This is a genomic window from Pseudoalteromonas sp. R86517, from assembly GCF_042466295.1.
GTDB classification, from domain to species: Bacteria; Pseudomonadota; Gammaproteobacteria; order Enterobacterales; family Alteromonadaceae; genus Pseudoalteromonas; species Pseudoalteromonas atlantica.
Genome location: NZ_JAXHCB010000002.1, coordinates 15,557 through 41,349, shown reverse-complemented (window position 1 = coordinate 41,349; position 25,793 = coordinate 15,557). Strand labels below are relative to the sequence as shown.

Genomic DNA, 25,793 nt, shown 5'->3' with positions numbered 1-25,793 from the left:
TAATATTAATACATGCTGGTAAGAATTTTTGAATGAATGAACAAACACTAGAGCAAGCCGCTGACTGGGTAGATCGGGTAAACGATTTAAACGAAGATGAATCAGCAGAACTTTCCCTGTGGCTAAAACAGCCGGAAAATAAAGCTGCATTTGATAGAGTTGCTAAAATATTTGGCGACCCTTCAATTGATAAAGCTCTACATAATTTGCATATCTACCATAATGATACGTCTATTACTCCATTAAAGAAAAATTCAAACAAGCAAAAGAGTTTTCATAAAATAGCCATTGCAGCTAGCTTTAGTGCTATTGCCTTTATGGCGTACTGGTTTTCTTTGCCACAACAAGAAGCATCAATTACACCGACCATTGCTTCTAATGATAAGTTTGAGCCAGTTAAAGCTATTAGCGCGCCTATAGGTAAGCGTGTTTCAAAGTTACTAACGGACGGTACCTATTTGCACTTAAATGCAGGGAGTGAGCTAACAGCGAAATTACAGCCCAATGTAAGAAAAGTAGTACTAAATAAAGGGCAAGTTTTTTTTGATGTAGCAAAAGACAAAAAACGCCCATTTATTATCGACTCTGGAGAAACTAACATTACCGTGTTAGGGACCTCATTTGATGTACAGCATAATGAAAATAAAGTAGTAGTGACTGTTTATGAAGGGAAGGTAAAAGTTAATGCAAATGACACTGTAACATTAATTCCTCCTCAAAAAGCAGTCGTGGTGGATGGTCGTATTACTGTAACTACTGATAAATCATTAGAGCAACTTCCCCTTTGGAGAACCGGCTGGATTGAAGCAGAAAAAGAAACTTTAGACAGCATAGTTGAACAACTACAACGATATAGTAACGATAAAATTAAACTAGATAGTAAGCTTAGTAATACGATTATTAGTGGTCGATTCAATCTAGAAACACCAAAACAGAGCTTGATGTTAATAGCTGATGCTTATAATTTAAAACTTGAAGAAAGACAAAATATACTGTTCATTTCGAGAATTTAAGTGTTCGATTTATTTAAATTCATTGATATGAGCAAGCTACATTGTTTAAGACATAAAATTTTATGTCTTACGCATGCTCTAATTTGTTTAAGTATATTAATTCCTAGCCCTATTCAAGCAGCACAAACAAAAAGTAAATTTGTTCAGGTGCCAGCGAGTTCACTTAGCGACAGTTTACGCCAGATTGCAATTGCATATCAGGTTTCCTATAGCAGCGATCCTACACTACTCAATAATAAAAAAAGCCCAACTATTAGTGGTTCTTACACCTTATCTCAAGCGCTTAAATTACTTTTAGATGATACTACTTTGTCTTTTAAAATAAAAAATAATGGATTTGTAATTTATAAAAGCCCAAGCCAAAACAATATTAAACTAATAGAAGAGATTACAGTTAAAGGTATTCGTTATTCTCAAGCACGCTCGCGTAATTTAAAGCACAACACAAAGGCAATTAGTGAAGCAATTTCATCACAAGACATCACAGATATTCCAAATACAAATTTAGCAGAGGCGCTACAATATATACCCGGGGTAGCTATAACTCGCGAGGCAGGTGAAGGCCGACAAGTATCTATCCGTGGCAGTTACCCTGATTTTAGCCTGGTTACACTTAATGATATGCCAGTATTGGCAAATAATGATTCACCTATGGATAGTAGAGTGCAAAAGCAGCGCGATCGCTCTTTTGATTTTAACATTTTACCAGCTGAACTATTTAAGCAAATACAAGTATTCAAAAGTTATTCTTCTGACCAGATCGCCGGCGGAATATCAGGTACGATGGCCTTAAAAACAATAAGTCCACTAGATAAGAAAGGGTTTAACTTTGTTATTACCCCCGAAATTGGCTATAACGATTATGTTAGCTCGGGGTCTAAACGTTACTCTACCCTTTTGTCAAATACGTGGGGGAACTGGGGGGCGCTTGCAAGTGTAGCCTATACGAGCAGAGAATCATTAGAACAAGGTGCTAATACATTTAGATGGCGTAACATAGCCATTAATAATGCTGACTTATCCTCATTAAGTAAATTACAATCAGAAAATTTAGCACAAGGGAATTACATCATCCCTCGGGGAAATAGGTATTCTGTTTGGCAAGGAACTCAGCAACGCTTTGGGACAAACTTGTCTTTAGAATATAAAAACTCTACCTCCCATATAGATGTAGATGTGCTCTCAGGTTTTTTAAAAGGAAATCGTTCAGAGTCTCATTTATATCCCCGGGGTGACCAATCTACACCTGTAATAAAAGAGCAAACAGCAATAACAAGTATCAAAACAAATAAAGACAATGAGTTAGTTTATGCTCACTATGTTGATGCCAGAGTAGCAACAGAAAGTAGAGTTCAAAAAATAAATACGTCCTACCACCAAGGCCAGTTCTCAATTGTAAAAAAGCTCAATAAACGGTGGGATATACATGCCATATTAGGTATCCAGCAATCAAAGTACGAAATACCGTATAGTAATAAAATTTATACCCAAGGGGTCAGTGATGTAACTATTGATTATACACAAGACCCATTTTACGCCGATATTGACTATAGCCAAAACTTACAAGACATTAGTATGTGGGATTTATACCACGGAGATTTAGAATACTATCAATCAGATAATAAATATCTATTTGCAAAGATAGACCTACAGCATCGTTTTAATGGCACTTTCTCTATGAAATTTGGTGGGGACTGGATCTCATTTACAAATAAAATGAATAACCTTCAACAAAACGATATTTTTTTCAATGAAATAAGTAACTCCCCACAACAATTAATTGAGTTACCCGAAACACTCATAACCCCCCAAAATAAACATAAAAACCAGCGCTGGTTGAGCATAAACACTAATGATGCACTTGCACTTTATAAAATAGCGCCATTTAACATAAAGCAGAATAACGCTTCTTTTATAAGAAAGTATGAACATATAAAAGAAAACAGTCGAGGTGTGTATACATTATTAGCACTTGAGAGAGATAAGTGGGAGGTCGATTTTGGGCTACGTTACCAGTTTGATTCTATAACAACTTCTACTCAGGACTTATCAACCTTAAGCTATGATTTATGGCTACCTAGCCTAAATAGTACACTCTTCATTGATGAGCATTGGCGCTTTCGTTTTGGGGCTTCTAAAAATTATTCTAAACCGTTATTAAGTTCTCTAAACTTTGCCGACTCTAACAATACCCTAGATAATATTGAATATATTTTTAACCCAAATCTTAAGCCTTACATATCCTATAATACTGATGTATCTCTGGAGGGTGATTTTAGTGGTCATAGTTCATTGGATTTATCTTTGTATTATAAAAATTTAAACGATTACATTGTTACTACTCAAGCTCCATTACCCCACCCTATTAAAGCTGCCAACGATAAAATAGCGGTATGGCAAAGCAATGCAGAGACAGCTTATCAATGGGGCATCGAATTAAATTTAAATTACTTAATACCCAACTCTTACTGGGGTATTAACCTACAAAGTACGTATAACGAAGGCAAGGTAACTTATTACAACTCCAATGATGGCATAGCATTATTTAAAAAGAACTTGCCGTTTTTATCTAAAATCACAGCATCGAGTATGATTTTTTACGATCGTCCCAACCTGAACTTTAAACTAGGTGCTATTTTCAGAGGTAGATATTTGGTACGTGCTGGAGGATTAATAAATGATGAAAATGAAACCGGCTTTATGCCAACAACATATTGGGACGCAAGCTTTAACTACAACTTTACTAAAAACTGGAAGTTAAAATTAAGTGCTTTTAACCTTAGTAATGAACAAGAACGCCAGTATAGTGACTCATCGCTGAGAGCTTATAACTCTACAACAAGTGGCCGCACTTTTTACCTGGGCCTGAGTTATCAATATTAAAAAACCTTACCTGTTTTTAAATCAACGCTAAAATTTTCTCCCTGGGTATTTTTACTAAACTTTGCCATTACTTGTGTAAGTGAAGCTAAATATTGCTGTATCTGCGTTTGAGTTTTGCAATTTGATTGTTCTAATAAGGTGCTTAACTGTTGGTAAAAGATACGCCTTTTATCGGATATATCAGCTGTTACATCACCATTTCTTAATAAATAGAAGTCTTGCAGCCAAGATTTTGTTGATATCAATTTCAATTGAACTAACATTTCAGGGCTAGCACTATCAATACATTGCATTGCCGTAAACCAGTTCTCTAAATAAAGGTTTTTATCTAGCCACGATACTAACTCGTTAGGCCAATCACGCTTTAAAAATCGTTGCTCAATCAACCCAATAAGGTGACGCTTAGTAAACTCTGCATAACTTTTAGAATTTAAAATAGTGCGATCAAAATTATCTTGTTTATTATCATTTCTGTATAGCCACTCTCTATCATAAAAACTAAAGAGCCTATTAAAATCTGCCAAATCGTTAAGTGTATAGGTATTTATATGGGCGGTTTGCTTTTGTAGATTTAATTCAGCAACTTTATAAGCAGCCTTATAAGCAGCAAGGCTTGGCACTTGAACATTAACTAATTGAGAGCTCTTATTATTAGTAATTAATGCAGTATCGTTTAAATGCATATGGCCGGCAAAATGTAATGTTAGGCCTGTCTGTGCAAGTATTTTTGCGGTTTGTGCAGTGGGGACTCGTGGTAATGAAAAGTCTCCGTTATTAAATACCTTATGTAATTCCTTATTAGCATTATCGTAAAAATCTCCCATCGGAAAATGGCTAAATGCGACAAGTGTTTTATCCTGCTCCTTAGCCCTTTTAACCACAGATTTTATCCACTGGATTAGTAAAGGCTTAGCTTTTATTAAAGCATTGTAGCCAGCTCCTGATGAACCTTTAAACGTTATAGGTGTATTTTTCCATTGAGGTGCATATACATTGGCATCAATTGCTAAGAGCCAAACCCCTTGTTTTGGCTCAACCAAGTAGCTGGCATCAGGCATCATAATACAGCGAGTCGCATTATTCGGATCACACCATGAAAACTCTCTATTTTTATACGGTGTTTCATATAGTAAGTCGGATTCGTGTTTACTAAAGCCAAAGTCATTAAGTGTACTTAGAATTTCTGAGTAACCCCAATGCTTAACTCCATCATCGCAAAGAGAGTGATTATGTGCACATTTTGTATGCCCGTGGCTATAAAGGCCAAATTCATTACCGTCAGAAGTTAAAAAGTCCGCTTTTCCAGCAGGAGATGAAAATGGTTTTACGGGGTCATGATTACCAGGAATTGCAAAAAATCTCATACCGTATTTTTTTTGGTACCTGCTCAATATTTTAGCTAAAGCCCGAACGTTAATTGGCTGGCCATCATCAGTAAAGTCACCTGGTAATGCTATTAGCTTAATGTTTTTTTGAGCTAGCTCATCCAATACATGAATAAAAGCAAAGTAGTTCTCATTAAATAAGCGAGTCGAATGAAGTTGAGCATACATACTACGGATTAGAAGAGGTTGTCGGGTTTTAGGGTCTTTAGGTAACGCAGTGTTCACAGCCTTAACTGTGGTTGCAAAGATATCATGCAGATGAATATCTGCTAGAAAAGCCACTTTTACAGTACCAGGCTGATCCTCACTTTTCATATCAAAATATTCAATACCTGCAGCATTCAATGAATTAAAAGCGCCAAGTATTACAAATAACCACGTCAACCTTTGTCCCACCACCCCTACACACCTCAGTTAATGTTTTCTTTATTGATAAAGAGTTCAGTTATGAGAAATAGGGGACAAAACTTTTAAAAACACGACTTTAATTATGAAGCTTTTATTAAATCAAAACTTTTGTGTCCCCTAATTTAAAAATGAGCGCTCTTAGGTAGCAAACTCACAATTGAGATGCGCTATGCGTTTTATTATTTTTATTGCTGCTATAACGTGGCTAACAGGTGCTTTAGCCACCCCTTTGAATCAATTCCAAGTGATTGGCTCACATAATAGTTATAAAAAAGTACTTAATCTTGGAGTTAAAAAAGAGCTAAGCAAGCTTAACCCCAAGCTTACGGCACAAATTGATTATGGCCATATTAATATTGTTGATCAGCTCAATAGTGGTATCAGGCACTTAGAAATCGATGTGTTAAAAGATCCAAATGGTGGCTTATACCTTACGCCGTGGGCTGAGCATGTCTCAAGTGAAGCTTTGTTTAGTGAACAAGAAATAGAGCAGCTATCAACTCCTGGGTTTAAAGTCATGCATATACCTGGTGTTGACGTGCAAAGTCACTGCATATTATTTAGTCATTGTTTAAACAACCTCAAAAACTGGTCACAGGCAAACCCGCTCCATTATCCTATCGTTATCATGATTAATGTTAAGGAAACGGGTACACCTATAGACCCTCAACCCCCTACATTAAAATTTAAAGCCAGTGATTACCATTCTCTTGATGCCGTAATAAAGCAAACTTTATCAGGCTCATTATTTACACCCGATAATTTACGCAAAAGCAGCCTGTCGTTAAATGAGACAGTGACCCAATTTGGCTGGCCAAATGTAGATCTGCTTAAGCAAAAATTTATCTTTTTATTTGATGGAAAGAAATCACAAACCTCATTGTATAGAAAAAACCGTCCTTCGCTGAGAGGAGCCAGTATGTTTGCACACTATGAAGCAGACCAACCAGAAGCTGCTTTCATGATAGTGAATAACCCCATAAAGCATTTCGAAAAAATTCAAAAATTAATAGCTTCAGGCTACATGGTGCGTACCCGCGCAGATGCAAATTTAAGTGCCACTAATTCGCACCGAACAATGCAGTTTAATGCTGCAAAAAATAGCGGCGCACAAGTAATTTCAACCGATTTTATACCCGGCTCGCCACAGCAGGCGCGCTTTAACTATGTGGTGCAATTTGACGAAGGTCATTTAGTGCGCACAAACCCTTTTATTAATAATCAACTTTAAATTAAAAACCAAGGAAGCATTATGTTGAACAAACCATCTCGTACGCTTTTAGCAACGGCTATAATAAGTTCGTTAGGCGCGTCTAATTATGTGTATGCAGAACAATCTGCGCAAACAGAAGTGGAAGAAATTGTTGTACAGGGTTATCGCAACAGTTTGTTAAAAGCGAAAGATTTAAAACGAAATGCTGTGGGCGCGCAAGATTCTATTGTGGCTGAAGATATTGCAGATTTTCCCGATCTAAATCTAGCAGACTCACTACAACGTGTACCTGGCATTGCCATAACTCGAGAAGGCGGCGAAGGCCGACAAATTTCGTTACGAGGCTTGGGTCCAAACTTTACACAAGTACAACTCAACGGTATGGAAGCTTTAGGTACATCGTCTTCAGCAATGGATAGCCGAGGTTCCGTAAGTCGCTCTCGCGCTTTTGATTTTAATATATTTGCTTCTGAGTTATTTCAACGCGTTGATGTGAAAAAATCATTTTCAGCCGAAATGGATGAAGGCGGCATAGGCGGCACTGTTGGGCTTCATACAGCTAAACCATTTGATTTTGATGGTTTTAATACTGCTCTATCAGGTCAACTTGGCGATAATTCACAAACCGATGATGTTAGCCCACGAGTTGCAGCGCTTATCTCAAATACATGGGATGATAAATTTGGTGCATTATTTTCAATTGCATACAGCAAACGTGATGTAAATGAGCAAGGTTACAATACTTATCGCTGGCGCAAAAAAAATGCATCAGGCTCCGATATCTCTGAACTATCAGATGAATTACAAGATAAAATAAACAATGAAGAAGTGAGCTTTTCACGTGGTAGCCGCTATTCATTGTTTGAAAACGAGCAGAAGCGTTTAGGTACAACTCTAGCTTTGCAGTATCGTCCTTCTAATGACCTTGAGTTTGGTTTTGATGCTTTATATGGTGAACTGAATAATGATCGCAGTGAATTCCACTTACAAAGTCGTGGCTCTAGCTCGACTGCACTAGGGTGTACAGGGCCGGCCTATATAAGTGAACCTACTTGTTCAAAACTTACCTCGTTGGAGATAAACGAAAATAATGACGCTATTTACTCAGTATATGAAGATGCCGCGATTCATTCGGAAAGTAGAAACCAGTATGCTGATACTGAAATAAGCCAATATGTACTAAATAGCGATTGGCAAATTACTGAAGATTTAAATATGACTGCTTTAGTAGGACGCTCTGAATCTAAGTTTAATACCGGTAGCGCAAAAATATATTTAGAAACATTCGGTGACGAAACTATTGACTACCGTGGCGATGCTTATTATGGAGAAAATACGTATGGGTTCGATCCTACCGACAGTAGTTTATTCCGTTACCACGAAATTGATATATCTGAAGAGGAAATAACTAATACATTCGACTCTGTAAAATTAGATTTTAATTACACACTAAACAATGCTTCAAATATAAAGTTTGGTGTATCTAATAAAAAGTTTGAAAGTGAAAACGGTGAAACTAAATCTGACAACATTAACCGTAGTGATTGGGAAGATGGCGTACTGGATGACACGGTAGATTCAAGCCTTACATTTACCAATACCGCACACAATAAGCAACAATGGGTAAGTGTTGATGTACTAGGCACTCTAGCGAGTATGAATATCGACCCTAATTTAGATAACCCTGATTTTACCGATAACGTACAAGAAAAGACCTTTGGCGCTTATTTGCAGTACGAAGCTGAATGGGAACTAGGCTCAGGTTACTTAATGGGTAATGCGGGTGTGCGTCATTACGATACTACTACCAATGCTATAGGGTTAATAAATGGAGAAGTAGTTGACGTTGAAAATACCTATTCAGGGTTACTACCCGCTATTAATTTAGTGTGGGATAGTAATAACAGTTTAGTGCTACGTGCAAGTTATGGCGAAAACCTCACCCGCCCTTCACTCGCTGCATTAGTGCCAACAGGTGTAGTACAAAATGATGCCACATCAACCAATGGCCTAAGTATCAGTTCAGGAAACCCTAACCTTAAGCCTTATGAATCAGTTAACTTTGATTTTTCAGTAGAGTATTACTTTGAAAATATTGGATATGCTGCCGTAAGTTACTTTCATAAATCTATCGATAACTTCATTATTACCGAAACCTATGATATCCCATACAGTGAAACAGGCTACCCACTTAGCTTTCTAGGTGATGTAGATGAAGCAGGTAATCCTCAAAATGCGGGTACCATATTCACTGTTATTCAACCACAAAACTTAGATGAAAGTGATATTAGTGGCTGGGAACTCGCTTTTCAACGTGACCTAGACTTTTTACCCGCCCCACTTAATAACTTAGGTGTTATTGCTAATTATACATTCGCTGATGGTGAAGCGCTTTACCGTAATGTGGGTAACTCAGGTGTTGATCAATATAAATCATTCCCAGGTCTTTCAGAACATTCTGGTAACTTTACAATATATTACGATTCTGACTCATGGGGCGCACGCGTTGCAGCTGCATACAGAAGTGACTATATTGCAGCAGTACAAGCAGGTAACGGAGATGAAGACGAAAATGGTTTTCATGCCAGCACCTACATAGATGCATCTGCTTTTTATCAGGTAAGTGATAAGCTAAAAGTTACAATTGAAGCAAGTAACTTAACTAACGAACGTGAAGAGCAATATTCAGACTCGAATGATCGTCTATACAATACAACAATTAACGGCCGTACTGTGTATTTAGGCGCGAGTTACCGCTTTTAATGATGTATCAATAGTTAGGTTGCATAATCTCATGTAACCTAACTACTAAGAGCGTATTAGCTCTTTAATAGGTTAATTTTATTATTCTATATTCCCATACTTTGAAATAATTTGAGCTATCTCTTTTTCACTATTGCGTATAGTTGAGTTAAATTTTTCTAATGCTTTATCGTCAAATAACCTTTTTCTAAACATGTAGTGCGTTGGGCTTTTATTTACTATAAAGCGACCAGGCATTATATTTTTAGCTACTTGAAGATAAAGGCCGGTTAAATAGTCCTCGACTACAAAGTCGACCCTATCGGTACTTAATAACATAAACCTTTTTTTTGCTAAGCTTAGTTCGAGTAAACAACTTGAGCATTCTTTTTTAAAATTTTCGAAACTTTCGCCGTAATAACTCCCTCTATTTTTAGCAATAAGGCTTTTTGATAATAATGAATAAGGTGAGTTAGAAGTAGTAAGATTTTTAATTAAATCTTTGTTATGCTGGTTCTTATCATTGTAGAAAAAAATCATTTTTTCATCTCGATAAGCGGTGCTAAATGCTGCAAAGCTACTGCGCTCTTGTGTATAAGTTGCACCAAAGATAAGATCTACGTCCCCTTTTTCTAATTCGGTAAAAGCACGGCTTGAAGAAGGAAAAACAATATACTCCCAACAAAAATTGTTCTTCGTTAAAATTAATTCCAAAATTTCTATATCGAGACCTTTGAATTTTTCGCCAACTGTGTATGAATATGGCACCCACGTAGATGATGCACTTACTAACAGTGTACGGTCACAAGCAAAACTATAAAAAGGAATATAAAATAATAATGCGAGTATGAAATTATTAACCATGTGTTTCAAATATTGAATCATTTACTGCCATAAAAGTTAAAACAAAGTCTTGATAATAATAGTCTAAACTGAGAAAACAGTTCATCTGATTACTTATCGGTTTTATTTAATTGTTACTAGACAAGTTTAAACGCGGTTTAACGTAGTCCAAAAAAATAGAAATACGTGAAGCAAGTGCGCTTTGCTTATAGTAAACAGCATGTACAGACTCCCTTCTATTAGGGTGCTCGATTGCCTTAGGTAAAATTTCTACTAATGTGCCTTTAGCTAGCTCTTCATGCACCATATAGTACGACAAAGCAATCACTCCCACGCCATTAATACACAGATGTTTTAATATCTCCCCACTATTAGCTATCGGCGTAATCTCTGGTGAAAACGATTTATCATTCAAATACCAATTATTTAAATGAGCTGAGTTGGTAAACCCTAGTAAGTTATGATGCTTTAAATCAGTACACTTATGAGGTGTTCCAAACTCGGCCAAATAAGCCGGGGAGGCAACTATGCAAAGTGGGCTATACCCTAAAAATTTTGCGCGCAGCGTTGAGTTTTCGGGCTCGCCAACTCGAAATGCAACATCCACCTTATTCTCTAATAAATCAATAACTGAATCATTTGTTGAGAGCTCAATAATGATTTTAGGATATAACCGCTTAAAACTATCTACTAAAGGTACAAGCTGACTCACCATAAATGGAAGCGCGGAATCTACCTTTAATTTACCAGAAGGCTGCCCCTGATTAACTTTAAGTTCCTGAATGCCCAATTTAATTGAGTGTACCGCCTGTTGAGCATGAGCCTTAAACAAATGTCCTTCTTCTGTTAGTACTACCTTTCTTGTAGTTCGGTTAAAAAGAGTTGTTTTAAGATCCGTTTCTAATCTCGAAATAGCTCTAGATAATGTCGCTATTTGCATCCCTTCACTCCTTGCTGCCTTTGAAAAGTTTCCATACTCAACAACAGCTAAAAATGCAGTTAAATCTTCTGTTTTAATCATTTAATCCTCACTCCAAATACACTCTTATTGTTACACATTAAACAAATATGATTTGTTAATTTTGAGGATAGTGCAAATTTAATTGTTTGATATGATCTAGCAGCAATCAGTAAATAAGCTTTTTAACTAATGTCTACGCCTAAAAGTTAATACAAGGATAAATATGAACCAAGACAACACCTCTTATACAACTGCATGGAGCTTTGATGGTAAAACAAGCTCTTTATCGATGACAATAAAGCCTTTACCAAGTTTAAAAGAAGATGAAGTATTAGTTGAAAATCAAGCGATAGGAATTAATCCCGTCGATTGGAAAGTCATAGACAATGGTAGTTTAGCTGAGAAACAAATTGCCGGTGTAGATGGTGCTGGAATAATTAAAAAGGTGGGTTCAGAAAAGTTAAATCATTTATTAAACAAGCGTGTGGCTTATCATCAAGACCTAAATAAAGATGGAAGCTTCGCTCACTGTACGATCCTCAATGCCTCTGTACTTATGCCTATGCCTGAAGAGTTAGACTTTTCAACAGCCGCTAGCTTACCTTGCCCACTAATGACTGCCTGGCAAGCTGTAGAAAAAATTCCTTCTTTCCCAGGAAAACCGGTACTCGTTAACGGCGCCTCTGGCTCTGTAGGAAGATATTTAATACAACTATTAATGAATAAAGGCTTTGTGGTTTCGGCCATTGCCAGTGAAAAACGTCATAATGAGCTGAAAGAGCTGGGGGTTGATAATCTGTACCCTGATTTAGATAGCATAAATTATGAAAGTTTCTATGCCGCTTTTGATACTAAATCTGTATCAAGCGCAGAAGAAACCTCAACTAAAGTGAAGGCTAATGGTCATTTAATTCCAATTCAAGGACGAATAGAGCAGCCACCTTTTCCCGCTTTTGGAAAGTGCATTTCTTTACATGAAATTGCCTTAGGTGCCTTACATAAGCACGGCACTAAAGAAGACTGGATGCAACTTACGTTAGCTGCTTCGCAATTAATGGAGCTAATTAAACGTAAAGAGTTCACACCCAACCACTTCATGACTTTTCCATTTTCTACTCTAGATAAAACACTAAAAGAATTTAAGAGTGACAGAAAGGCATTGAAATACGTTGTAACTATTTAAGCCTATTTTGGCATATTCAGAATACCTAGGAGATTTTGTAATGAAAAAGCTAGTTTGGATATTTCTATTTTTTACATGGAGTTCACTGGCAGTTGCTGCCGATAAAATTTTAATTGTAAGTACAAGTTACTCAAAACTGGGGAATACCGGTGAGAAAACAGGGCTTTGGCTTTCAGAGGCTTCACATCCGTATATTATTTTAACTGATGCAGGATACGAAGTTGATATTGCGAGTGTTAAAGGAGGTAGAATTCCCATAGATCCAAATAGTACAAAAGAACATGACGATATTAACCAGTCATTTTTAAATACACCTGAGTCTGCGAATAAACTAAGTAACTCTTTAGCATTAAAAGATGTATCTGGTAATGATTACATAGGTGTAATCTTTAGTGGCGGGCATGGCAGCGTATGGGACTTTTACCCGAATACAGATATTGCACGTATTGGCACGCAAGTGCAAAAAAATAATGGAGTGATTGCGGCTGTATGTCATGGTGTATCAGCGTTGTTAAGCATTAAAAATTTAGAAAACAACCCTATTATAAAAGGAAAAGAGATAGCGGGTTTTAGTAACAGTGAAGAGCGCGCGATTAACCTAGATAAAACGGTTCCATTCATGTTGCAAGATGCACTAGAAAAACAAGGTGCTAAGTACAATTCTGGCGAAAATTTCACTGCTTTTGTCAAAGTAGACGGCAATATCATTACAGGCCAGAACCCGCAATCATCGTCACTTTTAGCAAAAGAAATACTTAAAAAATTGAAGAAGTAAGTGCTAATAGCCTAAAGAGGCAAAAACGCTATAGTTCGCTAAACAAATAGATAAGTTTTTTTAAAATGGCTGAGTGTGATGGATTGCCTTCATCATGCTTAGTCGTCACTTTTGTACCAAATCGGACTATGGTACTAACTCGTTTATGCCCCAAAACGTGTTGAGGCGAATGCCTTAAAAGAGCGATAACCGGTCATTGAGGATGGCTAAATTTAGGGCTAATTAATAGATAAAGTTGTGTCGTTTATTCATATAGTCAAGCAAACGAGCAACGCGTATATCCTACATTTAAATTTATTTAAAATCTTGAAATACCCTCGGTTATTTGTTGGAATGTGGATAGATGAGCTTGAAGTCAGCAAAAATATGCGTGATGAGCGCACTATTAAATTGTTAGGCGTTGCTGAACAAGGAGAGATATTCAATGGCTTTTGCCCTCGCACCAGATCAAGAAAATGCTTACCCATCACTCATTACGGCATTGTGCGCGCGCGATGCGTATACTAGAGGCCATTGTGACCGCGTCTGTGCGCTTGCGTTGGAAGTGGGCCGTGCGGCCGATTTGAGTGCCCCCTCATTAGATGACTTGCGTATTGCCAGTCAATTACACGACGTGGGTAAGATTGGAGTTCGTGATACTGTTCTCTCGAAGCCTGGAAAGCTCACACCTGATGAAAGGGAAGAGATAAAGGCTCACTCGGTTATCGGTGAGAGAATAATTAGTGAGACATTCCTGACAAACAGAGACGAGGTCGCGTCTATTGTCAGACATCATCATGAAGCATTTGATGGAAGCGGATACCCGGACGGACTGGCTGGTGCCGATATTCCCCTGAGTAGTCGAATACTTTCGATCATTGATGCGTATGATGCACTGACGACTAGCAGGCCATACCGCATGGCTAAATCGCACCTTGAAACTATGAATATCTTGAAGCATGAAGTGGACACGAAGTTTGATCCAAATATTTTTTTGTTGTTTACAAAAGTCATAAAGGCCAGTTCGGCACGTGCCTCGTAAACGCTCGTTTCTAGAATACGGTGAACGCTGCCTAAAAAGTCTCTGCAGATGACATTTGATCCGCCACCCACTTTTTTGCTAACGCAAAAGCAGGCGTTGTCTCAAATGCACCTGAGCTCAGGCGTTGCTAATGTCTGCAAATGGCACAGAGCCGTCCTTCGGCTCTAACTCATTTATGTCCAAAAACGAGTTTAGTAATTGCCGCTCTTTGCGAAGTTCGGCTCAGTGCTAGTTAGCAAACATTGGTACCATAGCTTTTTATATCCATGCTCCATCAACCTGTCTTATTCGAATTTACCCCTAGATTTCGAGGCCTGCTGCCATCGCATTAGCTTTATTCAACAATTAGTGCGATGGCCTCCAGTTTAAATTATGTAGAATATTTTTTACGGTATGTCATTTTAGTTTTTTCAGTTAACTTTATTATCTCTAAACGTGGGCAGCCTAATCTATTAAACCCTATGATTAGCATTCTAATGACTTGAAATTATTGTTTTGTAAACTTCGAAAGTCATATTACTTACATCGCTTCCGGCGTCCTGTATTTTGCTATTGGTATAGTAAAGCGTGTTGTTATGAATACTAAACGTGTCCGCCCAGTTTACAGCATCTCCTTTTACAAGCGTGCGTAAGTCAAGACTAGGCGTGAGATACTGCACTTCTTGCGTTTCAAGATTTGCTAGATAAACATTACCTTGATGGTAGACCATGCCATCAGGTGCGCCCGTTGTTGCAACCTTACGCACAGCTTTGGAAAGCGTCTCGTTAGACGCTTGTTTAATGTCAGATGTATCGATAGCGTAAAGAGAATAACCCGATAAAGCGTGAAAATAGAGGGTGCCGTTTAATCTATCCAACGCTATACCGTCAGAGTGAACGACATTGTTGAATGGCTTCCCCTTAACACTTAATGTGTCGACTTCGGCTTTTGTTGTTTCATGGTTATCTAAAATTCGATAACTTGTATTATCATCAAGATTATACACAACAAGCCCAGCATGGCCCGAATCTGTCATGAAGATACGATTGGTTTTTTCATCTACACGTAAATCGTTGATGTAAGAATCTGGGTGGTAGGCATCATCGCTAAGTAGCAGTGTTTGGTCGATTTTGTTTGATTTTAAGTCAACAACAAACAAACGCGGGGCATCTATAACGCCTTGAAATTTTGGGTTTCGGGTATCAAGTACATAAAGCTTGTCTTTGTGCGCCACTACCGACTGCACCGCTAGAAAACAGTCTTTTCGTACCTCACTTTGTGCTACACATGCGTTTACTTGCTCATTAGGATAGGCTACAAATTCACCATTACTAGTGATATTCGCTACAGAAAAACGCACACCGTCGCGCCAATTCGGCGCATTAACGAACACTCGGCCGTTGTCACTAACGGTTACACCGGTAATTTGCGTTCCTTTAATTTCTCCAACCAATTCAACCTGAGAAGTTGATACGTTTTTTGCTACCGCATTAACAGAAAAAAGCGCGGCTATAGCGGTAATCACCAAACCTTGGTTTATTGCCTTTGTATTCATGTTTATCAACCTTTTAAAATTTTCTTAGTAAGCCCCAGCCTAAATAGCATTTAGCTTGCGATAGATTAAACATTTTACACTAAACTTAAGCATCACAGATAGTCACTAGAAAACCTATTGCAGCTCAACTTTCAGGCGGTAGGAAGAGACCTGCCGCTAACACATAAAGGCTAAATGAGTGACTTAACTTAGAGATGTTAGCAGCCAAAAATTGTATTTTATTAAACTTGTAATATTGTAATAGTGAATATTTATTATTCATATTTTGACAGGTATTGATACTTTTTAAGTAATTTTACCGTTAAGTCACTTCCTTCTATTTCAGTTTTAGAGTCGCCTTCATATTCAGCACTTACAAAACCATTAAAACCCTCATCCACCAATAAGTTTAAACAATGCTGGTAGTTTATTGATACTTCTTCTCCATCAAGAGTAAAATTATGTGTTTTAGCGCTGATACCTTTGGTGTAGGGTGCCAAATCAATTAACCCTTGTGTTCTATCGTAAAGTCTTTTTGGAGACAGGTTCCACCCACCCATAAAGAAATTGTCTAAATCTGTAAAAACGCCAACATTCTTATGGGCAGTCATTTGCATTAGCATGGCAAGCCACGCCCCATTGTTAGAGGCATTGCCATGATTCTCTACCAGCAATTCAATATTATATTGCGCAGAAATGTCCGCTAATTTATTTAATGACTCACTACAACGCTGCAATTGCTCTAAATAGTTCCCATCCCCATAGGCATTTACACGGAGCTGTTTGCAACCTAGCTCTGAAGCGCATTCGAGCCAAGGTAAGTGGTTATCTATCGCTTGCTTTCTTCCTAATACAGTTTCGTGGCCAATTTTACCTGTCTCATCACACATTAATAAGTTAAAACCTACTCCTTCATTTCTCGCTTTGGATTTAAATGCTTTAAGCCACTTTTTATCTTGTGCGTGGCCGAAGAATAAAACATTGACCAAGTCGACATGGCTAACCCCAAGCTTGCGGGCAGCAATAACTATGTCTGTGGTATCCATTGTTCCTTGAAGTACATCATCAGGAGTTGAGTGAAGTGTTTTTATAAATTGAGAGTAATCTTTTTTACTTCCCCCTAAAATCTCTCTATGAAAAGACCATTGAGATAAAGAGATGTCGAATCGTTTATCATTTGCTGTGTTATTACTTGAAAATGCAGGCGTGCATGCAGCAACCCCGCTACATGCTAGTAATTTGAGCATATTTCGTCTTGATATCATGACTATTCCAATTAATTTACAGGTATTAAAGAAACCGGATGCGAAATTATTACATCATTTCCGGTGAAACTGAGCAGCCCGTCATTACTAATACTAAAGGCGCTGATATTATTGGTATGTTGGTTAGCAACTAGCAAAGACTTTCCGTCTGGCGTGATAAGGAAAAAGCGGGGCCATTCTCCTTGTGTATCTATATGCTGTATAAGCTCCACGTTGCCTTGGCTTTGTATTGCATAAACGCCAATACTGTTGTCCCCGCGATTAGTTACATACAAGAACTTACCATCTTCGCTTATTTGCATATGGCCAGCTTGACTAATACTTTGAGATCCTTTGGGTAAAGTGCTAACTGTTTGTGTGTGATTAAGCTTTCCTGATTTTTCAACTTTTGTAACAGTTAATGTGTTATTGAGCTCATTAATAACATAGGCCACTTTCATATTTGGATGAAAAGCCATGTGTCTTGGGCCTGAGCCTGGAGGAAGGCTGAGCGCCACCTTTGAGTCAGAGAGTGTGTGGTTGGTGTCATCAACTGATTTAATAAAGATTTTGTCTATACCTAAATTCACAGTGTATAAATATTTATTATCTTTACTCCATTTAACCCAGTGAGCGTGGGAGCGACGCTGTCTTTTTAAATCAACACTATTACCAAAAAATGTATAGTTTTGTGTATTGCGTTTAAACTTTCCAGTTTGGGCATCATAATCAACGATTGCGATATTACCGCTATTGTAGTTTGCAACGGCTAGCTGGCTAAAGGAAGGGTTTATATTTATAAAACATGGGTAAGCCCCAAAACTTGAGATACTATCAATCGGTTCCAATGACAAGGTGTTTTTGGACCATTGATGACTAACAATTCTGCCGGCACCTTCTTCTATAACACTATAAAGAATTTTCGTGGATTTATCGTAATTCGTGTAAGACGTGTTTTGCGCATTGGATACAAGCATAGGTTCTTTAAAAGTATGCTTATCAGTATCGTACTGCAGCAAAAAAACACCTTGCTCTTCTTTTGCTAAAGAAGTATTTGAATAAGTGCCAACAATAATATTTAAAATATTGCTTTTATTATCCGCAGCGCAAACAGGCGCCACGGATAATAAAAGACAGCTAATAATTAGTGCTATCATGTTGGTGTAGTGTATTTTAAACAACATGTAAGCCTATTTATCAGTGTATAAAATTTCAGTGCGTGCCAAATGTGCCTCACCACCTTTAAATATAACTTTGATATATTTAAAAGGGGTACCTGCTTTGTACGCATATATTTTAGGTTTCCAATAGCCATAATTAGATTCACTATTTGCATAAACACTTGGTTTTACATTTAAATCAACCCATTTCTTTTTATCGTTAGAACCTTCTAAAGATAAATAACTGAAGCGAGTTTTTTCAAACGCAAATAATTTAAATTCAGCTAACTTTCCAGGCACTTTATAGATAGCTTCTGAACCATAATCACCAAATAGTCTATTGCGGATCTCTTTAAAGCTGCGATCATTACCAGTGGTAGGAAAAAGTGCTTTACTGGTTTCTACAACACCCAGGTTTTTCATTGTATCTATTTTTGCATAGTAACGAGATTCAACAGGCCCTACTACGTTTGAATAAGTTGATTTACCAGCGCTATTAATGGCTGCAACTCTGTAAAAATAAGGTGTATTTAATTGGGCGGTTTCATCATGAAAAAGAGGGAAATATGGTACGTCTGCATCAGATACATTATAGCCAACTAATGTCCAAGGCCCCTTATCACTTTTAGCCCTTTCAACATTATAACCAGTCGCTCCCATAGAGCCCTGCCAATTAATCGAATGTAAGTTTTCAATTGGTAATAACTTTGGTGCTGCAGGTATTGATATTTCAGCTGGTTTAGCGTTTTGAATTTCGAATGCTTTATTTCGATACATAGTCATCAAGCGTTGCTCATCATAAGCTAAACCTGACTCAAACCCTGGCCATCTGAATGCTTTAAATAAACCAGCCCCTAGTGGCTCTGAATGCCAATAAAACCCACCTTCTCGTCTTCTGTGCCTTAGGCTCCAAATTAACGCGCCAGCAACCGAGGGCTCATCAATTACTTTATCAAGTGCAGATTCAATTGCAGAACTACTGGCAAAACCAAATTCGCCAACCATGTAAACTTTACGGCCTTTGACTAAATCGATATTTTTTTGAATATTTTGAGGTATTAAAGAAGCATCGCGCTCATAATGGTGAGACGATACAATATCTATAGACCATTCTGTTAATGACTCTTCTCTTACTACTGGCTCATCAAGATCATCACTGAACCATCCATCCATTACTAAGTGGTTTTTATCTAACGATTTAATATAACGTGTAATATCAACGGTCCATTCAATTGGACTTGTTAGTTCATTACCTGTTTCCCATGCCAAAATAGCTTTGTCGTCTTTATACTTTTTACCAGTAATTGTGTTTTTTCTATTCAACGTGTATTTAATGGTTTTTTTAAAGTCATCTCGCAACTGCTTATCGACCCAAAAGTCTTGCGCTGTTTTACCTCGAAATTCAGCATAGTTAGGCCTTCCACCCATCCATTGACGATTATTTAATAATGGAAAGATAATACGAATTTCATATTCGTTAGCTAAAGCTAACATCATATCTGTGACTTTAAATGCCTCCTCATTAAATTTACCAGGGGCTTCAACATACGTAGGTGCATCTTTAGGGAAATTATTGTTTTTAACTGGAATTGTATAAATACGAATTACCTGGCCACCCATTTCTTTTACAGTAGAAAAGATATCTCGCATTTCAAATTCATTAGGTAAACGGTAGGGGTTTTTTACCGTAAAAGCCATTTCATCTTCTTGAAAATTTAATGTGGGAACATTAAAGGAAATAAAACGATAATCTTCGTCACCATTTTTTAATCGGCCATTATCTGCAGTAATAAAGTAATCAAACCCATCAGCAAAGCTTATAAAAGGGATGAAAAATAGTGCACATAGCAATAATACTTTTTTCATATAACCTACTTAAATATCATAAATAAAAAGGTAGGGCAGGTTTCCCCTGCCCTCAAGACTTATAGACGGTATTGGAAACTTAATGATAAGCGACGTTCGTTTATATAACGTTTATCAACAAGATCTTCCCACTGTAGGTATTGTTCTTGTGACTCTTCGGTAAGGTTAGTTGCTTGAAACGTAACATTCATATTTTCATTCAAGTCATAACTTACAGAGGCATCAATGTAGTTTGTTGGCGCTTGATACCTAGCAAATTGATAAGGCGCTTTATTAACAATCCACATAAACTTTTTACTACGGTAATTGTGAGCAATACGAGCTTGTAAACCATCTTTCTCATACCATAGCGCTAAGTTTGACTGATGCTCAGAGTTATCAGCCATAGGAGTATCTTTGCCATAGTAGTCCTTTGAACCACTTTCACTCGGTGAAAAAGTATAGTTAGCTGTTACACCAAACCCATCTAGCATGTCACTAAACGTACCTAGCCCTTGCTGGAAACTAACTTCTAGGCCTTTAATATTTCCGCCTTCACTATTTGTAATAGATTGAATAGGCGTTGTCCCGGTAAACTCTTTAGAGTTAATATCATATCCTCGCACCTCTCCATCACTATCGGCGATAGGAAGGTAAACGGTCTCACGTGAAATAAACGATTCGATATCTAAATAAAACGCACCTAATGAGAACATACCAGCTTCACTAAAGTACCATTCGTAAGAGGCTTCAAAATTACTTGAGCGCCAAGGATCTAAATAAGGGCTGCCTGATTGGTTACCGCTAGTAGCACAGAAAACATCTGCACCATTCGACTTCTGTACATTACAAGCTAACGTGCGATTTACTGTAATGCCGCCAGCAAGATTATTAGTATCGTGCACTGTTAATGTTTTGCTATAAGCAAAACGCATAATCATATCTTCATTTAAATCTACTTTTAGATTTAATGCAGGTAAAAAATCATCGTAGTCACGTTTCGTATTAATAGTGCCCGCAGCTGGAGCTGGCGTGCCTAATGCACCTTCTATGATGTACTCAACACCATTATAAGTTGCTGACGTTCCTGAACCTGATTCAGTTTGATTAATATCATACTCAGTTTTAACGTATCGAAGGCCAACGTTACCTGAGTAAGTAAAGTCGCTTATTTCTCCAGAAAAGTTAGCTTGAGCGTAGATAGTTGATGTTGTTTCTTCTAAATCGTATGTACCACCGCTTCGAGGTGTCTGTACGATAGTTCCATATATATCTTCATGAAAACCGACAGGGTCTTTCATTGCTCTTGGGTCTATAAAGTACAGTGAGCCTAAACCAGATGCGCCCTGAAAATCACTAATTTGCGTTACGCTTCCGTCTAAACGAGAATCCGTAAATGCTATATTATCTATAAATGACTCTAAGGTTTCTGGTGCTTGTGAAGCAGTATCTTTCCAATGAGCTAAAAATGGGTCACCATATGCGTTTGTTCTTGCAACAGCACCACGCCAAGTTTGTTGCTCAACTTCTCTAACAGCATAGCGAACCCCAAAATCCATCGAAATTAGATTATCACCGTCAAATAACCATTTACCATCAAAACGAAATACATCTAGATCCGCATTTTTATTTACGCCGTCTAAACTGCTCGACGTTAAGCTATAGCGATCTATATTTGTACCAAACTGCTCTGTTGTAACTGTTCCATCATTTTCAAGAACAGACATAGTAGGCAAGACCCAATGCTGTTTATCACCTGAATAGGCAATATTTACAGGTATTTGAGTATATGAGCCTTCAACTGGAGTCCCATCGGGTAATGTGGCTAAACTGCCGTCATAACCCCACGGATTAGCATTACCTAAAGGAACACCATTTGGACCTTTATATGTCGCACCTACCTGAGAGCCACTGTTTACGTAAGCATCTATATAACTAACAGCTTGATCATCTTTCGCTGTACCATGTACCCATCTAAATTTAGCGCTAAATGGTCCATCGCCTTCATATTCAAACTCTAAATTCGTATTGAGTGCTTCTTTTTTTACTTCATGAGTTTCAGAGTGGACCATCGTACGTCGAGCTTGCAACTCCCCAGCTGAAAATGAATTATAACTACCGCCTATATCGACACCATCAACAATATTTTCATGTGCGGTAAAACCATCACTTGTAGGTGTAAACCAGCCTGTTTCTCCTTGCCATGCTTGACTTGCAACGAAACCAGCTTGGTACTGATGTTCATCTAATTTTGTATAAAATACATCACCTGTGATCAATAAATTATCATTTAATTGATGCTGTATAGTAAAATTAGCCCCTGTACGCCCTCTTTCTATAAATCTGTTTGAAGCCTGATGGCCTTGAAAAGCGTAATACACATCGTCTAAGCTGCCATTTGAGTTTGCATCAACATCACTTGTTACAAAGTTAGACCTTTCTGTTGCATTGAACCCCCAATCATTTCCAGTAGAGCCAATCAAATAATCTGCAAGTTTCACATCGTCATAGCTAAGGTTTAATGACACGGCTGTTTTAGCATCTAAATTATAGGCGCCAAAGATAGAGAACTTACTATCAGTGTCATCTCCCATAGAGCCTTGTGTTGCCTCACCTTTAGCAACAAATGTAGCACCTTCATCTAAGTAAAGAGGCCTTACAGTTTGCAAATCAATTGTGCCAGCTAGACCACTTACAACATGCTTACCTTGTGCTGACTTAATAACATCAATACCAGAGACCATTGTGGAAGGTATATCTGAAAAATTAGGTTGTACCGTCGTTATGCCGCCAGCTGAAAGCATCTGCTCACCATTGAGAGTGGTAGCAACTTGAGGCAACCCTCGAATGTTGACCTGTGCTCCTTCCCCGCCTGAACGTGATATTTGTACGCCTGTTATACGCTGAAGTGAATCTGCAATCGTAACATCTGGTAATTTACCAATATCAGTAGCTGTTATTGAATCAACCACTGAGTCTGAGTATCTTTTATTATTAATCGATTTTACGATTGAGCTTTTAATACCACGAACATATATAACCTCAATATCCTTCTCTGCTTGTTCAGCTGTTTGTGTCTCTGCTTCTTGAGCATAGAGAGAAGAGGAAGCAAATACGCCGCTTATAATGCCTGATGCGATAAGGCTATACTTGAAAGTATTATTATTCATAATTTTCCCTTATATGTTGTGTGTGTGGGCAGCCTAAAGCTGCCAAATAGCCAGTGATTTAGTTATTCAAATTCAACGCTGTCGATATAAAATTGACTTGGGGTATCTACACTCCCTTTAGCCCCCATAAAGCGCACACCAAAACCACTCAACTCATTTAAATCAGAAATATCTAGAGATAGCTGAGTGCCATTTTCAGATAGAGGCACTGCACCTCCATCACGCCATTCATCATTCTGATCTTTGGCAAATAGCTGAATTTGAACATCGCTCCCGGCATTTTCTGTATGCGCAATAATTTTCAATGTATTAACTGAGCCTAAAACCACACCGCCTTCAGGGTACGTTTGCAAAATAATATTATCATCACCTTCAACTAACTGAGTCTCGCCACTAAGAGATTGAGCTCCATCAGAGAACCATGCTGTACTAAGGTTTATACCATCTGTTGGAGACCAATTATTTTGGAACTCCCACGCTGAAATATCGAACTCATCGCTATTTGCTTCAAAGTTTTCATAGGTACCAGCTTCTACTTTTTCAGTCGTGTTAGGTAAATCGAGTAAGTTGATAATACCGTCAAATGAATAATTACTATCTATCGTTATTTTATCTGCCCCTTGCGGTCCTATAACAGAGCTAGTATCCCAAGTTTCACTGTTCCAGGTTATAAAAAAAGACCACCATGCATTTTGTTCATGCATAGTTTCAACGTTAGGAATAGTGCCAGTTTCTGTAAGTGCCACTAACTTCTTACCGTTATGGCGATCTTTTAATGTTGAAAATTGACTCTTGAATGTGACTTCATCATCGTTCTTTGGCTCTGCATAGCCATCATAGCCAACAATATCTACGTACTCGTCACCTGGATACCAATCTGCACTTAGTGATTGTGTATGAGTGAATACCCAGATTAAATTATTCAGTTGGTGATGGTTAGTCATGCGCTCATACATGATTTCCCATAATTGTTTTAGTGCATCAGAGCCATGAGCCCCCCACCAAAACCACTCGCCTTCGGCTTCATGTAATGGGCGCCATAAAACAGGGATGTCAGCATTTGCAAGCTTAGTTAACTCAAGAGCTACAGTATCGATATCATTAATCAGCGCTTTATAGTCATCACTTTGTTCATCAGCTAGAGCTGCTGTTAAATCAAATGAGGTACAATCACTGTAAAAACACCCTTGCTCAGCTTCGTTACCGCTTGGGGCACGCCAATGAAATAGTGCAGACACAATAATATTTTTTTCTTCGTGAGCTTTTATTATTGAATCGGTTAATCCAGCGATATCGCTACCGTTATAACTGGCTGAGTAATTCATGTAATCGAAGGCTACAATTGCCGGGGCATCATCTTCTGTTGCATCAACAATTGCGTCAAAATTCGTTAGAGGGAATTCATTACCAACTTTCGCAGGAAACTCAGTTTGACCAGATAAGGTAGATGAACCGTAATTTTGAGTTAGAAACTCCATCAACTTTTTTGTTGTACTTGTGGCGTTAGGATTAACTAAAGATGGCTCTACAGCTAAAGGGGCTGCAGGAGCTGCAGCAGGAAGAATTTGAATACTGTCAACTCTGTAATAGCTCCAGCCTCCGCCAACTTCAATTGTATTTTCCCCTTGATTCATGTTAAAAACATCAACACGAATTTGTTCAAATTTACCCGTTTCAGCAAGTGATAGCTCGCTTACCACACCATTTACTTTTACCTGACCAACTTTGCCACCATAGCCGATACCTATGGCGTAGTTGAGATAAACAGTGTAATAACCAGGTGCATCCAAATTAACATTGAATGTTACTGAGTCGCCTGGGTTGATATCTGATGTATGGCTAGTCCCTGAGTGGCCGGCGATATACATATCATCATTTTTATCAACTATTCTCACTGTGCCTTTTAAGGTTGCAACACTACTGTCTTCAGCTTCAAGTGTAATAAGTTTTTCTGGGTCAAAAACAGTAATGGTAACTTCATCTTTAAGTTCGCTGCCATCAGCATCTACGACAACACTGCCATCCTCGTCGATTGCTTTAATTTCGAATGTGTATGCTTCAATTGCCTCTACCTGAGGCGCTACAAAGTTAAGCGTTGGACTAGTCCAGTCTTCAATTGCAATTGAATCCCCTTCTGTTTGCGACCATAAAATAGTTTGGCCTGCGGTGGTACCTACTAAGCGGCCATCAATAGTTACTTGCTCGCCAGGTGCAAACTCACCGTCTTCGCCCGCAATGACACCGAGCTGTCTAGATTCTGGAGTGTATTCTGCCGTTTCTGTATTAATTTTTTCTCCTTCAACGCAGCCTGATATTCCAGCAAACATTATTGAAGCGACTAAAATAGCTAATTTTGAGTGTTTGTGTGTGTATGTTGTCTTATTCATCATTCTTCCCATACCGTAAACTGTTGCCTACTTCGAAATGGCAAAT

At 38.0% G+C, this 25,793-nt stretch carries 16 protein-coding genes; 7 read left to right on the top strand and 9 right to left on the bottom strand.

Annotated features, from left to right (window positions below; translation table 11 throughout):
- The first annotated feature begins 32 nt into the window (after positions 1–32).
- Positions 33–1,013, top strand: coding sequence for a FecR family protein (locus SJY38_RS16300; RefSeq protein WP_377110236.1), 981 nt, complete (start codon positions 33–35; stop codon positions 1,011–1,013).
- Positions 1,014–3,896, top strand: coding sequence for a TonB-dependent receptor (locus SJY38_RS16295; protein ID WP_377110235.1), 2,883 nt, complete (start codon positions 1,014–1,016; stop codon positions 3,894–3,896).
- Here the strand turns inward: SJY38_RS16295 and SJY38_RS16290 are convergent.
- The gene (locus SJY38_RS16290; RefSeq protein WP_377110234.1) at positions 3,893–5,665 is read right to left on the bottom strand and encodes a metallophosphoesterase family protein; all 1,773 of its coding nucleotides are present in this window, start codon (positions 5,663–5,665) and stop codon (positions 3,893–3,895) included. The two genes, SJY38_RS16295 and SJY38_RS16290, sit on opposite strands and share 4 nt — an antisense overlap.
- Before the next feature lie 193 nt (positions 5,666–5,858).
- Between SJY38_RS16290 and SJY38_RS16285 the strand changes: the two genes are divergently transcribed.
- Positions 5,859–6,920, top strand: coding sequence for a Ca2+-dependent phosphoinositide-specific phospholipase C (locus SJY38_RS16285; protein WP_377110233.1), 1,062 nt, complete (start codon positions 5,859–5,861; stop codon positions 6,918–6,920).
- A gap of 21 nt (positions 6,921–6,941) precedes the next feature.
- Positions 6,942–9,665, top strand: coding sequence for a TonB-dependent receptor (locus tag SJY38_RS16280; protein WP_377110232.1), 2,724 nt, complete (start codon positions 6,942–6,944; stop codon positions 9,663–9,665).
- Between the two features lie 81 nt (positions 9,666–9,746).
- On the opposite strand, the gene SJY38_RS16275 is transcribed toward SJY38_RS16280, so the two are convergent.
- Both SJY38_RS16275 and SJY38_RS16270 read right to left on the bottom strand, forming a co-directional pair.
- Positions 9,747–10,529: an ABC transporter substrate-binding protein gene (locus tag SJY38_RS16275; protein WP_054983801.1), complete on the bottom strand. Its 783-nt coding sequence runs from the start codon at positions 10,527–10,529 to the stop codon at positions 9,747–9,749.
- An 85-nt stretch (positions 10,530–10,614) separates the two neighbouring features.
- The gene (locus SJY38_RS16270) at positions 10,615–11,508 is read right to left on the bottom strand and encodes a LysR family transcriptional regulator (protein ID WP_054983802.1); all 894 of its coding nucleotides are present in this window, start codon (positions 11,506–11,508) and stop codon (positions 10,615–10,617) included.
- Between the two features lie 163 nt (positions 11,509–11,671).
- Here SJY38_RS16270 and SJY38_RS16265 point away from each other — a divergent pair, with 163 nt between their 5' ends.
- From SJY38_RS16265 to SJY38_RS16255, 3 genes are all read left to right on the top strand, one after another.
- Complete coding sequence (locus tag SJY38_RS16265) at positions 11,672–12,631, top strand: alcohol dehydrogenase catalytic domain-containing protein (RefSeq protein WP_054983803.1); 960 nt, start codon at positions 11,672–11,674, stop codon at positions 12,629–12,631.
- 40 nt (positions 12,632–12,671) lie between these two features.
- Positions 12,672–13,406, top strand: a complete 735-nt coding sequence (locus tag SJY38_RS16260) for a type 1 glutamine amidotransferase domain-containing protein (RefSeq protein ID WP_377110231.1) — start codon at positions 12,672–12,674, stop codon at positions 13,404–13,406.
- 424 nt (positions 13,407–13,830) lie between these two features.
- Complete coding sequence (locus SJY38_RS16255) at positions 13,831–14,427, top strand: HD-GYP domain-containing protein (protein WP_004589546.1); 597 nt, start codon at positions 13,831–13,833, stop codon at positions 14,425–14,427.
- A 473-nt stretch (positions 14,428–14,900) separates the two neighbouring features.
- On the opposite strand, the gene SJY38_RS16250 is transcribed toward SJY38_RS16255, so the two are convergent.
- The 6 genes from SJY38_RS16250 to SJY38_RS16225 all read right to left on the bottom strand — a co-directional run bounded on the left by SJY38_RS16250 (position 14,901) and on the right by SJY38_RS16225 (position 25,747).
- Positions 14,901–15,962 carry an L-dopachrome tautomerase-related protein gene (locus SJY38_RS16250; protein WP_377110230.1) on the bottom strand — a complete coding sequence of 354 codons (1,062 nt, stop codon included), beginning with the start codon at positions 15,960–15,962 and terminating at the stop codon, positions 14,901–14,903.
- A 254-nt stretch (positions 15,963–16,216) separates the two neighbouring features.
- Entirely contained in the window at positions 16,217–17,188 is a 972-nt protein-coding gene (locus SJY38_RS16245) for a sugar phosphate isomerase/epimerase family protein (RefSeq protein ID WP_377110229.1), read from the bottom strand.
- Between the two features lie 29 nt (positions 17,189–17,217).
- Positions 17,218–18,369, bottom strand: a complete 1,152-nt coding sequence (locus SJY38_RS16240; RefSeq protein ID WP_377110228.1) for a lactonase family protein — start codon at positions 18,367–18,369, stop codon at positions 17,218–17,220.
- 6 nt (positions 18,370–18,375) lie between these two features.
- Positions 18,376–20,211 carry a cellulase family glycosylhydrolase gene (locus tag SJY38_RS16235; protein WP_054983808.1) on the bottom strand — a complete coding sequence of 612 codons (1,836 nt, stop codon included), beginning with the start codon at positions 20,209–20,211 and terminating at the stop codon, positions 18,376–18,378.
- Positions 20,212–20,270: 59 nt separating this feature from the next.
- Positions 20,271–23,360: a TonB-dependent receptor gene (locus SJY38_RS16230; RefSeq protein WP_348689232.1), complete on the bottom strand. Its 3,090-nt coding sequence runs from the start codon at positions 23,358–23,360 to the stop codon at positions 20,271–20,273.
- Between the two features lie 62 nt (positions 23,361–23,422).
- A complete protein-coding gene (locus tag SJY38_RS16225) occupies positions 23,423–25,747 on the bottom strand; it encodes a glycosyl hydrolase (protein ID WP_377110227.1) in 2,325 nt (774 codons plus the stop codon).
- Positions 25,748–25,793 lie beyond the last annotated feature (46 nt).

Coding starts and splice junctions, on each gene's coding strand:
- SJY38_RS16280 (WP_377110232.1), top strand. CDS start 6,942: ATGTTGAACAAACCATCTCGTACGCTTTTAGCAACGGCTATAATAAGT.
- SJY38_RS16235 (WP_054983808.1), bottom strand. CDS start 20,211: ATGAAAAAAGTATTATTGCTATGTGCACTATTTTTCATCCCTTTTATA.
- SJY38_RS16300 (WP_377110236.1), top strand. CDS start 33: ATGAATGAACAAACACTAGAGCAAGCCGCTGACTGGGTAGATCGGGTA.
- SJY38_RS16225 (WP_377110227.1), bottom strand. CDS start 25,747: ATGAATAAGACAACATACACACACAAACACTCAAAATTAGCTATTTTA.
- SJY38_RS16240 (WP_377110228.1), bottom strand. CDS start 18,369: ATGTTGTTTAAAATACACTACACCAACATGATAGCACTAATTATTAGC.
- SJY38_RS16285 (WP_377110233.1), top strand. CDS start 5,859: ATGCGTTTTATTATTTTTATTGCTGCTATAACGTGGCTAACAGGTGCT.
- SJY38_RS16275 (WP_054983801.1), bottom strand. CDS start 10,529: ATGATTCAATATTTGAAACACATGGTTAATAATTTCATACTCGCATTA.
- SJY38_RS16245 (WP_377110229.1), bottom strand. CDS start 17,188: ATGCTCAAATTACTAGCATGTAGCGGGGTTGCTGCATGCACGCCTGCA.
- SJY38_RS16255 (WP_004589546.1), top strand. CDS start 13,831: ATGGCTTTTGCCCTCGCACCAGATCAAGAAAATGCTTACCCATCACTC.
- SJY38_RS16265 (WP_054983803.1), top strand. CDS start 11,672: ATGAACCAAGACAACACCTCTTATACAACTGCATGGAGCTTTGATGGT.
- SJY38_RS16250 (WP_377110230.1), bottom strand. CDS start 15,962: ATGAATACAAAGGCAATAAACCAAGGTTTGGTGATTACCGCTATAGCC.
- SJY38_RS16270 (WP_054983802.1), bottom strand. CDS start 11,508: ATGATTAAAACAGAAGATTTAACTGCATTTTTAGCTGTTGTTGAGTAT.
- SJY38_RS16260 (WP_377110231.1), top strand. CDS start 12,672: ATGAAAAAGCTAGTTTGGATATTTCTATTTTTTACATGGAGTTCACTG.
- SJY38_RS16230 (WP_348689232.1), bottom strand. CDS start 23,360: ATGAATAATAATACTTTCAAGTATAGCCTTATCGCATCAGGCATTATA.